The organism is Cellulomonas uda, from assembly GCF_006538705.1.
Taxonomy (GTDB): Bacteria; Actinomycetota; Actinomycetes; order Actinomycetales; family Cellulomonadaceae; genus Cellulomonas; species Cellulomonas uda.
Genome location: NZ_BJLP01000019.1, coordinates 46,750 through 65,286 on the forward strand (window position 1 = coordinate 46,750; position 18,537 = coordinate 65,286).

Annotated in this window: 11 protein-coding genes and 1 pseudogene; 8 read left to right on the forward strand and 4 right to left on the reverse strand. The window is 75.1% G+C overall.

Going from position 1 to position 18,537, the window contains the following annotated elements; genetic code table 11:
• Positions 1-6: 6 nt before the first annotated feature.
• The 6 genes and pseudogenes from nuoL (at position 7) to CUD01_RS17225 (ending at position 8,438) form a co-directional block, all read left to right on the forward strand.
• Positions 7-1,995: an NADH-quinone oxidoreductase subunit L gene (gene nuoL, locus CUD01_RS07270; RefSeq protein WP_141319880.1), complete on the forward strand. Its 1,989-nt coding sequence runs from the start codon at positions 7-9 to the stop codon at positions 1,993-1,995.
• Positions 1,996-2,003: 8 nt separating this feature from the next.
• Positions 2,004-3,542, forward strand: coding sequence for an NADH-quinone oxidoreductase subunit M (locus CUD01_RS07275; RefSeq protein WP_141319882.1), 1,539 nt, complete (start codon positions 2,004-2,006; stop codon positions 3,540-3,542).
• Positions 3,539-5,320, forward strand: coding sequence for an NADH-quinone oxidoreductase subunit NuoN (gene nuoN / locus CUD01_RS07280; RefSeq protein WP_141319884.1), 1,782 nt, complete (start codon positions 3,539-3,541; stop codon positions 5,318-5,320). The genes CUD01_RS07275 and nuoN overlap by 4 nt, the downstream gene beginning before the upstream one ends.
• Positions 5,321-5,417: 97 nt before the next feature.
• The gene (locus tag CUD01_RS07285) at positions 5,418-6,425 is read left to right on the forward strand and encodes a polyprenyl synthetase family protein (RefSeq protein WP_094180801.1); all 1,008 of its coding nucleotides are present in this window, start codon (positions 5,418-5,420) and stop codon (positions 6,423-6,425) included.
• A 192-nt stretch (positions 6,426-6,617) separates the two neighbouring features.
• Positions 6,618-6,692: pseudogene (locus CUD01_RS17365) on the forward strand (zinc-ribbon domain-containing protein); the annotation flags it as partial.
• A gap of 126 nt (positions 6,693-6,818) precedes the next feature.
• Positions 6,819-8,438: an RDD family protein gene (locus CUD01_RS17225; protein ID WP_141319886.1), complete on the forward strand. Its 1,620-nt coding sequence runs from the start codon at positions 6,819-6,821 to the stop codon at positions 8,436-8,438.
• A 1-nt stretch (position 8,439) separates the two neighbouring features.
• Here the strand turns inward: CUD01_RS17225 and eccCa are convergent, their stop codons facing one another.
• Complete coding sequence (gene eccCa, locus CUD01_RS07295) at positions 8,440-12,408, reverse strand: type VII secretion protein EccCa (protein ID WP_141319888.1); 3,969 nt, start codon at positions 12,406-12,408, stop codon at positions 8,440-8,442.
• A 167-nt stretch (positions 12,409-12,575) separates the two neighbouring features.
• Here eccCa and CUD01_RS07300 point away from each other — a divergent pair, with 167 nt between their 5' ends.
• Positions 12,576-13,979, forward strand: a complete 1,404-nt coding sequence (locus tag CUD01_RS07300) for a hypothetical protein (protein ID WP_141319890.1) — start codon at positions 12,576-12,578, stop codon at positions 13,977-13,979.
• Positions 13,976-15,247 (forward strand): RDD family protein, encoded by a 1,272-nt coding sequence (locus CUD01_RS07305; protein WP_141319892.1) that lies wholly within the window; start codon positions 13,976-13,978, stop codon positions 15,245-15,247. Before CUD01_RS07300 ends, CUD01_RS07305 begins: the two co-directional genes overlap by 4 nt.
• Before the next feature lie 54 nt (positions 15,248-15,301).
• Here CUD01_RS07305 and CUD01_RS07310 read toward each other — a convergent pair whose 3' ends face one another.
• From CUD01_RS07310 to CUD01_RS07320, 3 genes are read right to left on the reverse strand one after another with little or no spacing between them, the layout of a single operon-like run.
• Positions 15,302-16,672 carry a hypothetical protein gene (locus CUD01_RS07310; RefSeq protein ID WP_141319894.1) on the reverse strand — a complete coding sequence of 457 codons (1,371 nt, stop codon included), beginning with the start codon at positions 16,670-16,672 and terminating at the stop codon, positions 15,302-15,304.
• 2 nt (positions 16,673-16,674) lie between these two features.
• A complete protein-coding gene (locus CUD01_RS07315) occupies positions 16,675-18,042 on the reverse strand; it encodes a S8 family peptidase (RefSeq protein ID WP_141319896.1) in 1,368 nt (455 codons plus the stop codon).
• Positions 18,039-18,470 carry a hypothetical protein gene (locus CUD01_RS07320; RefSeq protein ID WP_094180794.1) on the reverse strand — a complete coding sequence of 144 codons (432 nt, stop codon included), beginning with the start codon at positions 18,468-18,470 and terminating at the stop codon, positions 18,039-18,041. The genes CUD01_RS07315 and CUD01_RS07320 overlap by 4 nt, the downstream gene beginning before the upstream one ends.
• Between the last annotated feature and the right edge of the window lie 67 nt (positions 18,471-18,537).

Consider the following 18,537-nt stretch of genomic DNA (forward strand, 5'->3'; position numbering starts at 1 on the left):
ACGGCTGTGCACTCTCTTGCCCTCGCGGCGACCCTGCCCGCGGTGTCCCCGGTGGTGAACCCGGCCGGGGCGACCGCCTCCGGCGGTGTCTGGTCGTTCGCCTGGCTGGTGGTCGCCCTGCCGCTCGCCTCCGCGGCCGTGCTGCTGCTCCTCGGCCGGCGTGCCGACCGGTGGGGGCACTGGCTCGGCGTGCTCGCCTCCACCGGCGCGTTCGTCGTCGGCCTGCTCGCGATGCTCGAGGTCCTCGGGCAGGCCGCGTCCTCGCGGGTGTGGGACCTGCGGCTCGGGACGTGGATCGACGCGGGTGCGCTGCACCTCGACGCGGGGCTGCGGTTCGACCCGCTGTCGCTCACGTTCGTGCTGCTCGTGACGTTCGTCGGCACGCTCATCCACGTCTACTCCGTGGCGTACATGGAGCACGACACCGACCGTCGCCGGTTCTTCGCGTACCTGAACCTGTTCGTCGCCGCGATGCTCCTGCTCGTGCTCGCCGACTCGTTCGTGCTGCTGTTCGTCGGCTGGGAAGGCGTCGGTCTGGCGTCCTACCTGCTCATCGGGTTCTGGAACCACAACACGCCGTACGCGGTGGCCGCCAAGAAGGCGTTCGTCGCGAACCGTGTCGGTGACGTGGGCCTGCTCGTCGCGATGGGCCTGATGTTCGCGCACTTCGGCGCGCTCGACTTCGGGACCGTCCTCGCCGACCCGGCGGCGCACGCGAGCGAGGGGACGCTCACCGCCATCGGCCTCATGCTGCTGCTCGCGGCGTGCGGCAAGTCGGCGCAGTTCCCGCTGCAGTCCTGGCTGGGTGACGCGATGGCCGGCCCGACCCCCGTCTCGGCGCTCATCCACGCCGCGACGATGGTCACCGCGGGCGTGTACCTGATCGTGCGCTCGGGTGCGATCTTCGAGGCCGCGCCGAGCGCGCAGCTCGTCGTCGTGGTCGTCGGCGCGATCACGCTGCTGTTCGGGGCGATCGTCGGCTGCGCCAAGGACGACATCAAGAAGGCCCTCGCGGCGTCGACGATGTCGCAGATCGGCTACATGGTGCTCGCGGCCGGCCTCGGCCCCGTCGGCTACGCGTTCGCGATCTTCCACCTGGTGACGCACGGGTTCTTCAAGGCCGGGATGTTCCTCGGTGCCGGGTCCGTCATGCACGGCATGGACGACCAGGTGGACATGCGCCGCTTCGGCGGCCTGGCCCGCTACATGAAGGTCACCTGGATCACGTTCATGATGGGCTGGCTCGCGATCCTCGGGATCCCGCCGTTCTCCGGCTTCTTCTCCAAGGACAAGATCATCGAGGCCGCGTTCATCCCCACCGACGGCGCGCAGTGGCGCGCGTGGGTGTTCGGGACCGTGGCGCTCGTCGGCGCCGGCATCACGGCGTTCTACATGTCGCGCCTGTTCTTCATGACGTTCGAGGGCGAGCGCCGCTGGACCACCCGCAAGGACGGCTCCGAGCAGCACCCGCACGAGTCCCCGGCCCTCATGACGTGGCCGATGATCGTCCTCGCGGTCGGCTCGGTCGGCCTCGGCCTGTTCCTCGCGCTCGGCAACCGGTTCACCGGCTGGCTCGAGCCCGTCACGGGGCACGTCGAGCACGAGGAGCCCGTCCTGCCCGCGGGTGTGCTCATCGCCCTCACGCTCACCGTGGTCGTCGTCGGCCTCGTGCTGGCGTGGCGCCGGTACGCGACCGCGACCGTGCCCGTCGTCCCGCCGCTCGGCACCGCGCTCACGCGCGCCGCGCGCGTCGACCTCTACCAGGACGCCGTCAACGACGCCGTGCTGGTCGAGCCCGGGCAGCACCTGACGCGCTCGCTGGTCTACGCCGACCACGCGGTCGTCGACGGCGGGGTCAAGGGGGTCACGCACGCGACCGTCGGTCTGGGCGCGCTGCTGCGCCGCCTGCAGACCGGATACGTCCGCACGTACGCCGCGACGATGCTCGGAGGCCTCGTGGTCCTCCTCGTCGTCGTGCTGGCCGTCCAGAGCTGAGGAGAGCGATGTCGCCCGACTTCCCCTGGCTGACCACGCTGATCGCGTGGCCGGTCCTCGGTGCGCTGGTGCTGTGGTTCGCGCCGAGGGCGCTGCGCCCCCGGGCGCGCGTCGTGGCGCTCGGTGTCGCGCTCGTCGAGCTCGTCCTGCTCGGCCTCGCGCTCACCGCGTTCGACACCGCCGACGCCGGCACCGTCCAGCTCACCGAGACGCACCGGTGGATCCCCGCGATCGGCGCGTCCTACGCGGTCGGGGTCGACGGCGTGGGCCTCGCGCTCATCGCGATGTCCGTGCTGCTCGTCCCGCTCGTCGTCCTCGCGGCGTGGCGCGAGCAGGGCTCGGGCACCACGACGAGCGACGCGCTGCGCCACTACCTCGCGCTCGCGCTCGTGCTCGAGGCGTTCATCGTCGCGGTGTTCGCCGCACGTGACGTCTTCCTGTTCTACGTGCTGTTCGAGGCCATGCTCATCCCCGTGTACTTCATGATCGGCGGGTACGGGGGAGCCGAGCGCCGGTACGCGGCCGTGAAGTTCCTGCTCTACTCGCTCGCGGGCGGCCTGATCATGCTCGTCGGCGTCATTGCGCTGTACCTGCAGGGCCCGCGCGGCGAGGACGGCTTCCTCACCGAGAAGCTCACCGGGCTCGACCTGCCGACCGGCACCGAGCGGTGGCTGTTCGTCGCGTTCTTCATCGCGTTCGCGATCAAGGCGCCCATGTTCCCCGTGCACACGTGGCTGCCCGACGCCGCCGAGCAGGCACCCGCCGGCACGTCGACCCTGCTGGTCGGCGTGCTCGACAAGGTCGGCACGTTCGGCATGCTCACGCTCTGCCTGCCGCTGTTCCCGCAGGCGTCGCGGTGGGCCGCGCCTGTCGTCATCGTGCTCGCCGTCGTGTCGATCCTCTACGGCGCGCTGCTCGCGATCGGCCAGAAGGACCTCATGCGGCTCATCGCGTACACGTCCGTGTCGCACTTCGGGTTCATCGTGCTCGGCATCTTCGCCTTCACGTCGACGTCGGTCGCGGGCTCGTCGTTCTACATGGTCAACCACGGGCTCTCGACCGGTGCGCTGTTCCTGATCGCCGGCTTCCTCGTCGCGCGCCGCGGCTCGCAGCAGATCGACGCCTTCGGCGGCCTGCAGAAGGTCGTGCCCGTCCTGGCGGGCCTGTTCCTCGTCGCCGGCCTGTCCGCCCTGTCGCTGCCGGGTCTGTCGACGTTCGTGTCCGAGTTCATGGTCATCGTCGGCACGTTCGCCCGGCACCCGGCCGCCGCGGTCGTCGCGACGCTCGGCGTCGTGCTCGCCGCGATCTACGTGCTGTGGACCTACCAGCGCATCTTCACCGGGCCGCCGCGCGAGGAGGTCGCGGGCTTCCGCGACGTCACCGCGACCGAGCGGTGGGCCGTCGCGCCGCTCGTCGCCGCGATGCTCGTGCTCGGCTTCGTCCCCGGCCCCGCGCTCGACCTCGTGCGTCCGCCCGCGTCCGTGACGCTCGACGTCGTCGGCGTGCAGGACGTCCCGGCCGCTGCTCTCGAAGGGAGCGACCAGTGAGCTTCACCGCACCGGAGATCGCCTGGGGCGCGCTCAGCCCCGTCGTGATCGTGCTCGTCGCGGGCATCGTCGGCGTGCTCGTCGAGGCGTTCGTGCCCGACCGCGCGCGGCGGGCCGCACAGCTCGTGCTCGCGTTCGGCGCGCCCGTCGGCGCGATCGTCGCGGTCGCGGCGCTGTGGGACGGCGTCTCGTCGTCCGGCGGGACGGACGTGCTCGACGGCTCGCTGCTCGTCGACGGCCCGACGCTCGTCATCCAGGGCGTCATCGCGGTCCTCACCCTGCTCGCGCTGCTCGTCGTCGCCGACCGCACGGCCACCGGCGAGGACGCGTTCGCACCCACCGCGGCGTCGATCCCCGGCTCGGACTACGAGGAGCTCGCACGGCGCAAGGGCCTCACGCAGACCGAGGTCTACCCGCTGCTGCTCCTCGCGACCGGCGGCATGATGATCCTGCCCGCGACCGGCGACCTGCTCACGCTGTTCGTCGCGCTCGAGGTGCTCTCGCTGCCGCTGTACCTGCTGACCGGCATGGCGCGCCGCCGCCGCCTGCTCTCGCAGGAGGCCGCGCTCAAGTACTTCCTGCTCGGTGCGTTCGCGTCCGCGCTGCTGATCTTCGGCGTCGCGCTCGTCTACGGCTACTCGGGCACGCTGCGCTACTCGGAGATCGCCGCCGCCACGGGCACGCCCTCGGCGCTCGACCCGCTGCTGCTCGTCGGCGCCGTGCTGCTGCTCGTCGGCCTGCTGTTCAAGGTCGGCGCGGTGCCGTTCCACTCGTGGACGCCCGACGCCTACCAGGGTGCCCCGACCCCGATCACCGGCTTCATGGCCGCGTGCACCAAGGTCGCCGCGTTCGGTGCGCTGCTGCGCGTGTACTACACGATCTTCCCCGGCCTGCAGTGGGACCTCGACGTGTTCCTGTGGACCGTCGCGATCGCCACCATGGTCGTCGGGACGGTCGTGGCGCTGGTCCAGACCGACATCAAGCGCCTGCTCGCGTACTCGTCGATCGCCCACGCGGGGTTCATCCTCACGGGCGTCGTCGCGCTCGACGAGGCGGGCATCAGCGCGGTGCTGTTCTACCTGCTGGTGTACGGCGTCGCGACGGTCGGGGCGTTCGGCGTGGTGTGGCTCGTGCGTGAGCGCACGGTCCCGCAGGCGTCGACCGACGTGGCGGCCGACGAGCTCGCGGAGGCCGGGGACGAGGACCTGCGCACCAGCGTGCTCGGCGAGGCCACGCACCTGTCGCAGTGGGCCGGGCTCGGGCGCACGCACCCCGCGCTCGCGGGCGCGTTCGCGCTGTTCCTGCTCTCCTTCGCGGGCATCCCGCTCACCGCGGGGTTCATCGGGAAGTTCGCCGTGTTCTCCGCCGCGGTCGACGGCGGCGCCTGGCCGCTCGCGCTCGTCGGCGTGCTGAGCTCGGCCGCGGCCGCGTTCTTCTACGTGCGGATCATCGTGCTGATGTACTTCACGCCCGCGCCCGGCCGCGACGACGCCGCCGTGGAGCCGTCCGACGAGGACGCCGCACCGGTCGTCGAAAGCCGCGCGTCCGACGAGAACGCCGCACCGGGCGAGGACGTCGCGCTCGCCGGGGCCGACGGGTCGTCCGCCGTCGCGACGCTCGTGGCCGCGCCGACCGCGACGACCACGACGACGGTCGTGCCGTCCGAAGGGCTCGCCGCGGTCGCGATCGCGGTCGCCGCCGTCCTCACGGTCGTGCTCGGCGTGTTCCCGACGCCCGTGCTCGACCTCATCTCCGACGTCGCGAGGTTCCTGCCCTGACCAGGCCCGGTCCGGCTCCCGAGATCACCGTCCGGTTCGTCCGTTACGCCCGGTCGGGCGTGCCGGCGCACCCTCGTGGCCGGGATAGGTTCGTCTCGTGACTTCGACCGCGGCCATCCCGCTGGCCGACCAGGCCCTCGCCGACCGGCTCACCGCGCGCCTCGCCCTCGTCGAGGAGGCGCTGCGTGACGCGGTCGGCAACGCCGACGCCCTCGCGGACTCGGCGTCGCGCCACCTGGTCAACGCCGGCGGGAAGCGCCTGCGCCCGCTGCTGACCCTGCTCGTCGCCGAGCTGGGTGACGGGGCGCGCCGGGAGGTCATCGACGCTGCCGTCGTCGTCGAGCTCACGCACCTCGCGACGCTCTACCACGACGACGTCATGGACTCCGCACCGCTGCGCCGCGGTGCGCCGTCCGCGCACGAGGTCTGGGGCAACTCCGTCGCGATCCTCACGGGCGACCTCCTGTTCGCCCGGGCCTCCACGACCGTCGCCGGCCTCGGCCCCGAGGCGGTGCGCATCCAGGCGCGCACGTTCGAGCGGCTGTGCCTCGGCCAGCTCCACGAGACGGTCGGCCCGCGCGAGGGTGACGACCCGGTCGCGCACTACCTGCAGGTGCTCGCCGACAAGACCGCGTCGCTGCTCGCGACGTCCGCGCGGCTCGGCGCGATGTTCGCCGGCTGCACGCCCGAGGTCGTCTCCATCGTCATGGAGTTCGGCGAGCGCATCGGCGTCGCCTTCCAGCTCGCCGACGACGTCATCGACCTCACCTCCGACGGTGCGCTGACCGGCAAGACCCCCGGGACGGACCTGCGCGAGCGTGTCCCGACGATGCCCGTGCTCCTGCTGCGGGCCCGCTGCGCGGGTCCCGCCGCGAGCGACGAGGACCGGGCGCTGCTCGCGCGCCTCGACGGGGACCTGTCCGACGACGCCGCGCTCGACGAGGCCGTCGCGCTGCTGCGGGCCCACGCCGTCCTCGACGAGACCCGGGACCAGGCGGTCGCGCTCGCGCACGACGCCGTGCGCGTGCTCGAGCCGCTGCCGGCCGGGCCGGTCAAGGACGCGCTCGTCTCCTTCGCCGACGCACTCGTCGACCGCGCGTCCTGACGACGGGCCGTCGCACCCCGCGCACCACCCGTGCGGGGGACACCTCGGGCCCCGCGCGTCTCGCGGTACGACCTGCACGTGCGGTGCTGTGCACGGACCGGGCGAACGCATCGGGCGCATCTGGCACGATGCTCGCGGCAGGCCGGGGAGCGCGCGAGCGGACCGGCCACCGCGACGAGGAGGGTGGCGAGCGTGAGCGGCAAGCTGTGCGGGACGTGCGGGGCTGAGCTCGAGGCGGGGGCGATGTTCTGCGCCGAGTGTGGCGCGCGCGTCCAGGCCCCGCCCGCGCCGCCGGCGCCCGGACCCGTACCCGCTGTTATACCCGCTGTTGTACCCGCTGCCGCGCCCGCTGCCGTACCCGCTGCCGACGACCCCGTCCGGACGTCGCGCGACGTGCCCCCGAGCGCGCCCGCCGCGACCGCCGCGCCGGCTCCTGCGCCCACGACGGCCGCGACCGCGTGGGGCTCGGAGCCGGTCACCGCCGCGTCGGCCGCCGCACCGCCGAGCGGCGGTGGGCGTCGCGACGCGCGTGCGGCCGGGACGTTCCCGGTCGTGCCGGGGAGCGTTGCGCCCGTCGGGCGCCGCGTCGCCGCGTACGCGATCGACCTCGCCGCGCTCTCACTGCTCGCCGGGCTGGGCGTGGTGATCTCGCTGGCCGTGGCGGGCACCCCCGAGGCGGGAGTGCGCCCGAGCGCGGCGTCGTTCCTGCCGTCCCTGCTGGGCGGGCTCGGCGGGCTCGCGCTGTGGATCTGCGAGTCGGTCACCGGCGCGACCGTCGGTGGTGCGCTGCTGGGGATCCGGACGGTGTCGGCCGAGACCGGCCGTCCCGCGGGTCTGCTGCGCATCTTCGTCCGGCAGCTCGTCGTGGGACTCGGCTACGTCGCGTGCCTCGTCGGGGAGTGGCTCGTCGTGGCGTCGGGCGTGTTCGACAAGACGCCCGCGCAGCGGGGCTGGCACGACAAGGCCGCGGGCACGATCGTGCTGCTCGCGAACGCGACGGGCGTCGCCCGGTCCGAGGACCCCGCGCAGGCGTGGGACCGGGCCGTGGCGCGCGCGGTCGGGCCCGTGCCCCCGCCGCCGCCGTCGTCTGCGCCGGCGCCTGCTCCCGCCCCTGTTCCCGCGCCGGTCGCCCCCGCACCCGTGACCCCCGCACCCGTGACCCCCGCGCCCGTGACCGCTGCGCCCGTCACCGCTGCGCCCGTGACCGCTGCGCCCGTGACCGCTGCGCCCGTCACCACCCCGCCCGTCACCGCGCCGCCTGTCGCGGCTGCGCCCCCGGCGGAGCCGGCGGCGGACGCCGCGGCGGCGGAGCCGGAGCCCGCCGCCGCGATCGGTCTCGTGCCGCTCCCGCCGGGCGTCGGGACGGGCCGGCCCACCGAGCGCCCGCCGGCCGACGGCCTCATCACGGGCCCGCCCGCCCGCACGCAGCCCACGTCCGCCGAGCCGGCCCCGCCCGCGCCCACGTCGGGCTGGTCCGACACGCTCGCCGGTGAGGTGCGGCGCACGCCGGGCGACACCCCGCCCGCGGGCCATGACCGGGTCGAGCCCGCGGCCGCGCGCGGCGAGGACACGTCGACCGCCGCGCAGCCGATCGCGCGGGCGGCGGCGGACCACCCGCGCTGGACGGAGGAGCTCGACGACATCGAGCTCACGCGCCTGCGCACGCCCGTGACCGGTCAGCCGCCCGTGCCGCCCGGCCTGCGCCTGGTGTTCGACACGGGTGAGCGCGTCGACGTGCTGGGTGAGGGCGTCGTGGGGCGCGCGCCCCAGGGCGACGTCGAGCACGTCGTGGCGATCGACGACCCGGCGCGGTCGCTGTCGAAGACGCACCTCGCGTTCGGCCCCGCCGAGCCCGGGACGCTGTGGGTCGTGGACCGCGGCTCGACCAACGGCACGCTCGTGGTGCGTCCCGACGGGACGGCGGCGACCCTGCCGGCGGGCACGCGCGCGAGCGTCGGCCCGGGCTGGTCGCTGCGTCTGGGCGAGCGCACGGTGCGCATCGAGGCGCGCTGACTCAGGTCGTCGACGGCGTCCAGGCGAGCTGGACCACCTGCAGGCCCGCCTCGCGCGTGACGAGCTGGGCGCGTCCGGGCACCGACGGCACGGGCCGTGCGGCGCCGACGAGCGCACCCTCGTCGGGGCTGCCCGACATGACGATCCCGGGCGCCGCGAGGTCGCGCACGGCCTGCAGGACGGGGTCGTACAGCGAGCGTGACGCGCCACCGGTGCGTCGGGTGAGCACCAGGTGCAGCCCGACGTCGCCGGCCTGTGCGAGCAGCGGGACGAGCGACGTGAGCGGGTTCCCGGACGAGGTGGCGACGAGGTCGTAGTCGTCGACGAGGACGTACACCTCGGCACCGGTCCACCAGGAGCGGGCTCGCAGCTGGTCGGGTGTGACGTCGGGGCCGGGCAGCCGCCCGCGCAGGTACGCGGCGAGGTCCGTGAGCTCGGCGGTCGCCTGCTCGTGCGTGGTCAGGTAGCTCGTGAGGTAGGTGTCGGGGATCTCGCCCAGCAGCGCGCGGCGGAAGTCCACCGCGATGATCTGGGCCTGCTGCGGCGTGTGCAGGCGCTGGATCTCGCTCGCGACGGCGCGCAGGAACGCGGACTTGCCGGCACCCGAGTCGCCGAACGCGTACAGGTGGTGCTCGTCGCGTACGTCGACGACGACGGGGGCGAGCGCTGCCTCGTCGATGCCGAGCAGGATGCCGGGCGCCTGAGGTGCGCGCGCGCGCAGCTCGTCGAGCGTGACCTGCTCGGGCAGCAGGCGCAGCTTGGGCGGAGGAGCGCCGCGCCACGACTGCGCGACGGTCTGCACGAGGTGCTGCACGCCGGCGCCGAGCGTGTCGGGCGACCCGTCGCCGTCGATGCGGGGCAGCGCGGTGAGCACGTGGTGCTTGGACGCGACGAGCCCGCGGCCGGGCCGCTCGCGCGGGACGGACGCCGCGACCTTGCGGTCGAGCTCGGAGTCCGTCGGGTCGCCGAGACGCAGCTCGAGCCTCGTGCCGAACAGGTCCTTGATCTGGGTGCGGAAGTCCATCCAGCGGCTCGCGGACGCGAGCACGTGGATGCCGAACGTGAGCCCGCGCCCGGCGAGCGCCTGGAGGCGCGGCTCGAGCTCGTCGAACTCCTGGCGGATCGTGGACCAGCCGTCGACGACGACGAAGACGTCCCCGTACCCGTCGTCGACCTGGCCCGCGGCGCGCCGCTGGCGGTACGTCTCGACGGAGTCGACGCCGTGCGCCCGGAAGTACCGCTCGCGCGCGTCGACGATCCCCTCGACCTCGGCGACGATCCGCCGCACGACGTCGGGCTCGGCGCGCGTGGCGACGCCCGCGACGTGCGGGAGCCCGACGAGCGGCGTGAACGTGCCGCCGCCGAAGTCGAGCACGTACAGCTGCACCTCCAGCGGCGTGCGGGTGAGCGCGAGACCCGTCAGGACGGACCGCAGGACCGTGCTCTTGCCGGACCGCGGGCCGCCGACGACGGCGAGGTGCCCGCCCGCACCCGCGAGCGACAGCGTGAGGTTCTCGCGCCGCTGCTCGAGCGGGCGGTCGACGATGCCGAGCGGGAACGTCAGCGCGCCGGCCTCGCGCCAGCCGCGCGAGACGAGCCCGAGCTGGGGGTCGACCGCGAGGTCCGGCATGAGCCGGTCGAACGTCTCGGGCACGACGAGCGGCGGGAGCCACACCTGGTGCGCGGCGGGGCCCTGGCCGCGCATGAGCGAGACCGCGATGTCGAACGTGGCGCGCTTCTCGTCGTCGTCGAGGTCCGGCTCGTCGGGCTCGTCGCGACCCGCGGCGGCGGTCAGCACCGGCGCGGCGGTGAACGACTCGAGGCGCGCACGGCCCGTGGCGACGGGGCCCGCCCCGGCGGCCGTGCGGCGCCGCGCCTTCGGCGGACCCGAGACGTAGGACGCGCGGAACTGGATCATCGTCGTCGGGTCGGGCTTGAGGTAGCCGACGCCGGGCACGGGCGGCAGCTCGTACGCGTCGGGCACGCCGAGCACGGCGCGCGACTCGGACGCGGAGAACGTGCGCAGGCCGATCCGGTACGACAGGTGGGACTCGAGGCCGCGCAGGCGACCCTCCTCGAGGCGCTGGCTGGACAGCAGCAGGTGCATCTGCAGCGAGCGGCCGAGGCGCCCGATCGCGACGAACAGGTCGACGAACTCGGGCTTGGCGGCGAGCAGCTCGGAGAACTCGTCGGCCACGATCAGCAGCGCGGGCAGCGGCTGCAGGTCCGGCCGGTCGGTACGACGCGCCTTCTCGTAGTCCGCGACGTTCGCGAAGTTGCCCGCGGCCCGCAGCAGCTCCTGACGGCGCACCATCTCGCCCTGCAGCGCGTCCTGCATGCGGTCGACGAGCGTGAGCTCCTCGCCGAGGTTCGTGATGATCGCCGAGACGTGCGGCATGTCCGCCATGCCGGCGAACGTCGCGCCGCCCTTGAAGTCGACGAGGACGAAGTTGAGGTCCTCGGAGGAGTGCGTGAGCGCGAGGGCGAGCACGAGGGTGCGCAGCACCTCCGACTTGCCGGAGCCCGTCGCGCCGATGATGAGCCCGTGCGGGCCCATGCCCTGCTGCGCGGACTCCTTGATGTCGAGCGCGACGGGCTGTCCCTGCGGGGTCAGGCCGATGGGGACGCGCAGCCGGTCACGCGCGAGCCGCGGGCGCCACGCGCGCGACAGGTCGAGGTCGCGCACGTCGCCCAGGCCGAGCAGGTCGACGAGCTCGGCGGAGACCTGGCCCTCGTCGCGCTGCGGCCCGGCGTCCACGTACAGGGGGAGCAGGCGGCGAGCCGTGGCCTCCGCCTCCGGCAGCGAGAGCCGGTCGCCCTTGAGCCGTGTGGGCTCCATCCCCAGGCGCAGCACCTCGACGGGCACGCCACCGTCGGGCAGCGCCGCGCCGAGCAGGAACCGCAGCGTGTTCGCGTCCTCGAGCTCCTCCCAGTGCTCGGGCAGCTCGAGCACCGTGACGCCGAGCACGCCGTCGGGCGTGACGATGCCGTTGCCCACGGGGACGTGACCGCCGTCGACGACGACGAGCAGGTGGGGCACGGGCGTCGAGCCGACCGGTGCGCGGCCGAACCGCGGCCGGTCCGCGAGCCCCTCGGGCAGCAGCCCCTCGATCTCGGCGAGCGTCGTGCCGATCATCCGGGCCGCTCCGACGGCGTCGCGCTCGCGCGTCGAGTGGGCGTGCGGCAGCCACTTCACCCAGTCCCACGCGGGCAGCGCGCGCTCGCCCGCGAGGACGGCGATCTGCAGCTGGTCGGGGGAGTGGAACGTCGCGAGCTGCGCGACGACGGCGCGGGCGAGCCCGCGGGCCTCGTCCTCGGCCCCGGCGACCTCGATGCGTGCCGCGCTGCGCACGTCGACCGACAGCGGGATGTCCTGCTGCACGCGGTGCGTGACCAGGAACCGGTGCGCGGCCGAGGCCGCCACGGGGTCGAGCTGCGCGAGCGGGGGCGTCTGCGGCGCCTCGAGCTGCAGCGCGAGCTGCTGCGCGCCCGTCCCGAGCCGCGCGCGCAGGAACTCCGGATGCTCGGGTGTGCGCTCCCACGCCCGCGAGCGCTCCTCGGCGATCGCCGGCAGCGCGCCGGGCTCGGGTGCGAACCACTGCGCCGCGCGCCGCTGCGCCCGGGCAGCCTGGCGCACCGTGCGGCGCAGGTCCGCCAGGTACGCGAGGTACTCGCGCCGCGCCCCGACGACCTGCGCCTGGTGCTGCGCGCGCTGGCGCCACCCGTTGACCGCGACGAAGCCCAGCGACGCGACCAGGAACATGCCGCCCGCGATCATGCCCTTGCCGCCCGGCTGCGACATCGAGATGAAGACGATCGAGCCCACCGAGCCGAGCATCGGCACGAGGTTCGAGAGCACACCGCTGACGCCGTCGGACGGCTGGATCTCCGGAGGTGGCTGCATGACGACCTGACCCGTGGGGACGGGCGGTGGGCCGGCCTGGACGCCACGGTCGGCGGTGATCGACATCGCTCTCCTCGCTGCCCGGAGCGTGCGCCGGGGTCGAGCATGCACGGGACCACGCAACGGTACCCGCACCGGGGCGATCCGGACCCGTAGCATGTGGGCGGCCACCCGACCGCCGTCGCAGGTGGCGGGCCCGCACGCGCAGGACGGACACGGACGAGGAGGTGGTCGTGGCGGCACCCGGCTCGGCCACCGACGCCCGCCCGCAGTCGCACGTGCGGCTCGTCGTCGCCGTGGGCGCCGAGCAGCGCCATGTCGCGCTGCGCCGTGACGTCGTGCTCGGTGACGCGCTGCGCGCCGCGCTCGTCCCGATCGACGACCCCGCGACCCTCGTCCTCGACTCCGCCGGGCAGCGGCTCGACGTGCGCGCCGCGGTCGGCCGGCAGGTCGCCGACGGTGGCGCGCTGCACGTCGTGCGCCCCGCGCCCCGGCCGCGTCGCCACCGGCCGGTCGACCCGGAGCTGCTCGCCCGCCGCCCCCGCCCGCAGGCCGGTCTGCTCGCGCTCGCGGGCGCGATCGGTGCGGTCCTGCTGCTCACCGCGATGCTCGGCCCCGCCCCGGACCTGCCCGCGTCGGCCTCGACCGGCGTCGCCCTCGCGCTGGCGCTCGTCGCGCTGGCCGTCGCCACGGCGGGGCGCACCGGACGGGGGACCGCGCCCGTGGCGTCCGTCGCCGCGACCCTCGCCGCACCCACGCTCGCCGCCGCCGCCGGCGCGTGGACCGTCCTGCCCGACGACGCACCGGCGCGACGGCTCGCCGTCGTGGTCGCGCTGGCGTGCGCGACCACCGTGGGCGGCGTCCGCACCGTCGTCACCCGGCGCCTGCGCGACGGCGAGGACGTCGCGGTCGTCGTGCTCGGCGGGCTGACCGTCGCCGCCGCTGCCCAGTCCGCGACCCTCCTGCTCGACCTGCCGGTGCAGGCCGGGGCCGCGCTGCTGGTCGGCCTCGCACCGCTCGTGCTGCGCATCGCGCCGCGCCTCGCGCTCGCGATCCCCGACGAGCAGCTCGTCGACGTCTCGCAGGTCGCGCGCACCGCCGAGTCCGTGCGCGCCCCGCGGCCGCGCGCGCTCGGCCGCGTGAGCCAGAGGCTCGTCGCCCGCACCGTCGAGGGGGCCGAGCGGCGCGTCATCACCGCCACCGCCCTCGCGTGCGTCGTCGCCGTCGTGCTGCTGCCCGGCGTCGTCGCGGCGGCGCAGCGCGCGGACGGTCTCGCGGCCGTGCAGCGCTGGGGTGCGTACACGCTCGTCGCGTGCGTCCTGCTCGCGTTCGTGCTCGTCCCGCGCAGCTCGCGCGACACGGCCGGGCGGTGGCTGCCCCGGCTCGCGGCCGGGGCGCTGCTCGTCGAGACCGCGCTCGCGGTGCCGCTCGCGTGGCGGATCCCCGTCGCCGTGGGCGCGCTCGCGCTCTGTGCGGTCGTGGCGGTGGTCGGGACCGCGCTCGCGCGCGGCTGGCGGTCCGTGGTCGCGTCGCGGCTGGCGGACATGATGGAGGGGCTCGCGGTGGCCGTGGCGCTGCCGGCGGCGGTCGTCGCGTCCGGGCTCGTCGAGGTGCTGCGGAGGACGGTGGGCTCATGAGCGAGCAGACCTGCGCGTCGTGCGGACGCGCGTTGCGGGAGGGCGCCCGGTTCTGCACGGGGTGCGGTGCGCCCGCGGCACCCATGATCGTCGTCGAGGCGCAGCCGCCGGTGACGCGGCGACGCTCGTCGGGCCGCGCGCGGGGGGCGGCGCGCACGTCACACCCGCCCGTGGCGACGCCGGCCGCGGCCGGTCCCCGCGTCGTCGGCGCCCCCGCCCTCGCGGACGGCCTCGGGGCCGCGTTCGACGGTGTCCGGACCGTCGGCGTCGGGGCGCGTCTCGGCGCGTTCGCGATCGACACGCTCGTGGTCCTCGGCGTCGCGGGCGCCGTGCTCGGCGCGACGCAGCGGCCCGTGCTCGCGGCTCTCGTCGCGCTCGAGCTCGCCGTCGGGCTCGTCGTCTGGGAGGCCCGGACCGGGCGGACCGTGGGGAACCTCGTGCTCGGCCTGCGCGCGGCGCGCGTCGAGACGCCGTACGCGCCCGGCCTCGGCCGTGCGGTGCGCCGGGCCCTCGTCGTCGGGGCCGGGCACCTCGTCGGCGGGGTCGGGCAGTGGGTCGTCGTCGGGTCCGTCGCGGGGGACCGCTCCGCGCTGCGGCAGGGCTGGCACGACCGCGCGGGCCGCGCGGTGGTCGTCGACGTCCGCGGACCGCGCGCCGGCGGCGCGGGGGTCGGGGCACCCGCCACGCCCGGCCTCGTCACCGTCGGCTCGGCAGCGCCCGTCTCCCGCCCGGCACCCGGTGCGCCGACAGCCGTGCCGACCGGTGTGCCCACCGATGCGCCGACGGGCGTGGCGGCCGGCGCGCCGGCCGGTGTGCCGCCGACCGCCTCGGCGCCCGGCCCGGTGCCCGCCGCCGGTCCGCGTGCGACCCACGGTGGCGCGCACCCCGTGGTGCCCCACCCGTCGGCACCCCCGACGGCGCCTGTGCGGCCGCGCACGTTCGTGCTGACGCTCGACACGGGCGAGGCGATGAGCGTGAGCGGCCCGGGCGTCATCGGCCGCGCGCCGCGCCCGCGGGACGGCGAGCGGTGCGACCACGTGGTCACGGTCGACGACCCGCAGCGGTCCCTGTCGCGCACGCACGCGCGGTTCGGCATCGACGCGCGGGGGTTCTGGGTCGCGGACGCAGGGTCCGGCAACGGCACCGTCGTCGTGCTGCCCTCCGGGCAGTCGGTGGTCGTCGCACCGGAGCGGCCGACCCCCGTCCCGAGCGGCTCCACGGTGCGCATCGGCGACCGGACCGTGCTGGTGGAGCAGCTCCCGGGCTGACCGACGACGACGGCCCCCGCACCGGTGGTGCAGGGGCCGTCCGTCAGCGGTTCGTCACCAGGTCTCGTCGTCCGCGGGGGCGTCGACGGTCACGTTCGGTGCGTCCTCGCGCGAGCCGCGCGCGAGTCCCGCGGCGCGCGCGGTCGTCGTCGGCTCGTCCTCGTCGAGCTCGGGTGCCACGTAGCCCAGCGAGCCCGCGCGACGCTTGCGCTTCGAGCTCCCGGCGGCTCCGCCGCCACCCGCTGCGCCGACCATGCCGCCCGCCGACCCGCCGCGACCGCCCGCGCCTGCGGCGCCGAGCGCGCCGCGGCCCGCGGCGCCCGCTCCGGCAGGGCCACCGCCCAGGACGGCCGCTCCGCCGGCTCCGCCCGGCGCACCGCCGAGCGCACCACCCAGGGCACCTGGGAGTGCGCCACCGCCGAGCCGCGCCGCACCCATCGCGCCGAGCGCGGTCCCGCCGACCACGGCGCCACCGGCGAGGGCACCGCCGGCCAGCCCGCCGGAGCCCGGACCGCCGATCGACCCGCCGCCCGCTCCAGGGCCGGTGGTCGAGCCGTCGCCGCCGGCGAACCCGCCACCGAGGACCGGCGACCCGACGCCAGGCCGGGAGGGCGTCCCGGTGCCGGGCAGGTCGTCGCCGTGCGTGTCGCCGGGGTCGCCGATGACGGGGCCGGGCGTGACCGGGCCGGGGTCGACAGGGGGCGGGGGCTGCCGGGGCGGCCACTCCGTCTGAGGCGGCTCGTACGGGGGCTCGTACGGCGGCACGGGCGGCAGGACCGGGGGCTGCTCGCCGGGGTCGCCGGGCACGGGCCCGACGACCCCGAACCGCGGCGGGCGCTCGGGGGCCGGGCCGGGGCTCGACGACGGCGGGTCGTACGGCGTCCGTGGCGTCCTCGGGCCCCCGGGGTCGGTGGGCCCGGGGCTCGTCGGGTCCTCGCGGTCCTGGTCCGCGAGGCCCCGGACCTGGTCCGTGAGGTCGTGGAGGCGTGAGTTCACCGTTGCCAGAGCGGCCTCTGCCTCGCGCTCGCGCTCCAGGGCGCGGGCGTTCTCGATGTAGGGGATGCCGGTCGAGGCACCGTTCGCCTCGAGCTCGCGGCGCTCGGCGTAGGTGAGCCGCCCGAGCGGCAGGGCCCGGTACTCGCGCTGTGCGGTCTCGACCGTGCTCGCCGCCTCTTTGACGACGGTCGCGATCGCCGCCAACGCGTCGACCTTCGCGAGCATCGACCTGGCGGTCTCGGCGATGCTCGCCTGCGCGGCGTCCCCGGACATGCCGTCGAGCCCGAGGTCGCTCGCCAGACGGCGCAGCTCGGTGCTGATCTCCTGCAGCGGCTCACCGAGCGCCTCGAGCCTCTCGGCGTCGGCGATCGCCGCGTCCGGGTTCGCGTCGAGCGCCCTCTGGAGCTCGGCGGAAGACTTCTCGGCCATCGTCACTTGCCCCCTTCAGTTGGGTCCGAGCCGTACGCCTGAGTGGCACCTCCGGTGCCCGGCCGGCTGACGCCGGTCGCGGTCGCGCCACGCCGGCGGAAGACGAGCACCGCGACAGCGGCGACGCCCACGGCCAGGAGTCCGCCACCGGCCGCGAGGAGCGCGGGTGCGGTCGAACCCGCGTCGTGGGCGACTGGCGTGGCGGGTGCAGGCGTCGCGGTCGCGTCTGCGGTGGGCGACGGCAGCGGGGTGGTTGCGCCCGCGCTGGGTGTCTCACGCCGCGGGGAGTCACGCAGCGTCGGGTCGTCCAGGAGCGAGAGGTCCTGCACCTGTTCATAGGTGGGGATGCTGTCGGGGTCGTGGTCGAGCAGAGGGTTCTCGTCCGGGTAGGTGGTCGGATCGTGCTCGAGCATGTGCCGGACGTTGACGACGCCGTACCCGGTGAGCGGGTCGTGGTAGAGCTCGTGGTCCTCGCCGTCGGTGTTGCGGATGAGGGTCTGGATGATCTGGTTGCCGGTCGCCTCGGGGTAAGCGGACCAGACCAGTGCGAGCGCCCCCGCGGTGAACGCGGTCGCGGCCGACGAGCCGTTCCTCAGGCGGTACGAGCTCAGGTCGTCGTCAAGGTGGCGGATCGCCTCGCCGGGTGCGACGACGTCCGCGCCGGGCCGCGACCCGGGACGCACCTGCACGTCCGGCCCGAGCGACTCGACCGTGACGACCCCGTTGAACGAGCCCGGGTAGGGCTGGTCGGGGTTGTCCGACAGCGCCACGACGACGACGACGCCTTCGTGCAGCGCCCGCGTGACGGCCCAGTAGTCCATCAAGACAGTGCTGCTCAGCGAGATCGAGATGATGTCCGCACCGTCGGCAACGGCCTGGTCGATCGCCTCGCCGAACACGAAGCGTCCAGCCTCGACGGAGGGTGAGTGGCACACCTGTTCGCCGTCCGGCCCGACAAGTGTCGAGTAGAACCAGACGTCCGCGTCCGGGGCGACCCCGAGGATCCCGGGGTGCCCGTTCTGGCCGCTCCCGGTGCCGACCAGGAGCGCGGTCATGTTGGTCCCGTGCGCTGCGCTGACCGTGCGCTGCGCGGCGGGCAGCGGATCACCGAGCGACTTCTCGGCGCAGAACGACGGTTCGTGCACGCGGACGGACGCACCCGCGAGGTCACCGGCGTCGGGCCAGATCGCCGTGTCGACCACGGCGATCTGCACGCCCTTGCCGGTGGTGCGCTCATGCAGCTTGGACATGCCTGTGGCCGTGTAGTACCACATGCCGTCGTCGTCATCGAGGGCCGCGGCGGGGGCTGCGGCGACGATGGCCAGGAGCAGGCCCGACGCGACCGCGGCGTAGGTGCGCGCGGCCCTCATCGCAGGTCGTCGCCCGACCTCACGGGGCCCTGCGGGCCCAGCGGGTCGGTGCCGGGCGCGACCGGCCCGCGGTAGCCGGGCGGGAAGTACGGGGTCGTCGATGGCTTCGGGTCGAACCGCTCCAGCTGACCCTGGACGTCCTCGTCGGTGCGCGACTGCGCGCTCGCGCTGAGGCGGAGGTTGTCGCGGATCAGCTCGACGCGCTCGCGCAGGGTCGCGAACGTGGCCTCGAGTCGTGCGATCTCCGTGCGGTACCCCTCGGCGAACGTCTGGGCTGACGGCATCGTCGACCACGTGGAGGAGTCTTGGCTCGAGCGCACGTCACTCGCCTGGGTGATCACGACGTCGATGCGGTCGAACAGTCGTAGCAGGGTGCTGACCTGCTGCTCGAGCAGCTCGATGTCGACGCCGACGTCGTTCTTCGACACGGATCCCCCCAGGGTGCTCAGGTGATGCGGTGCGTGCGTCGGGCGGGTGCCGGTGTCCCGGTCACCC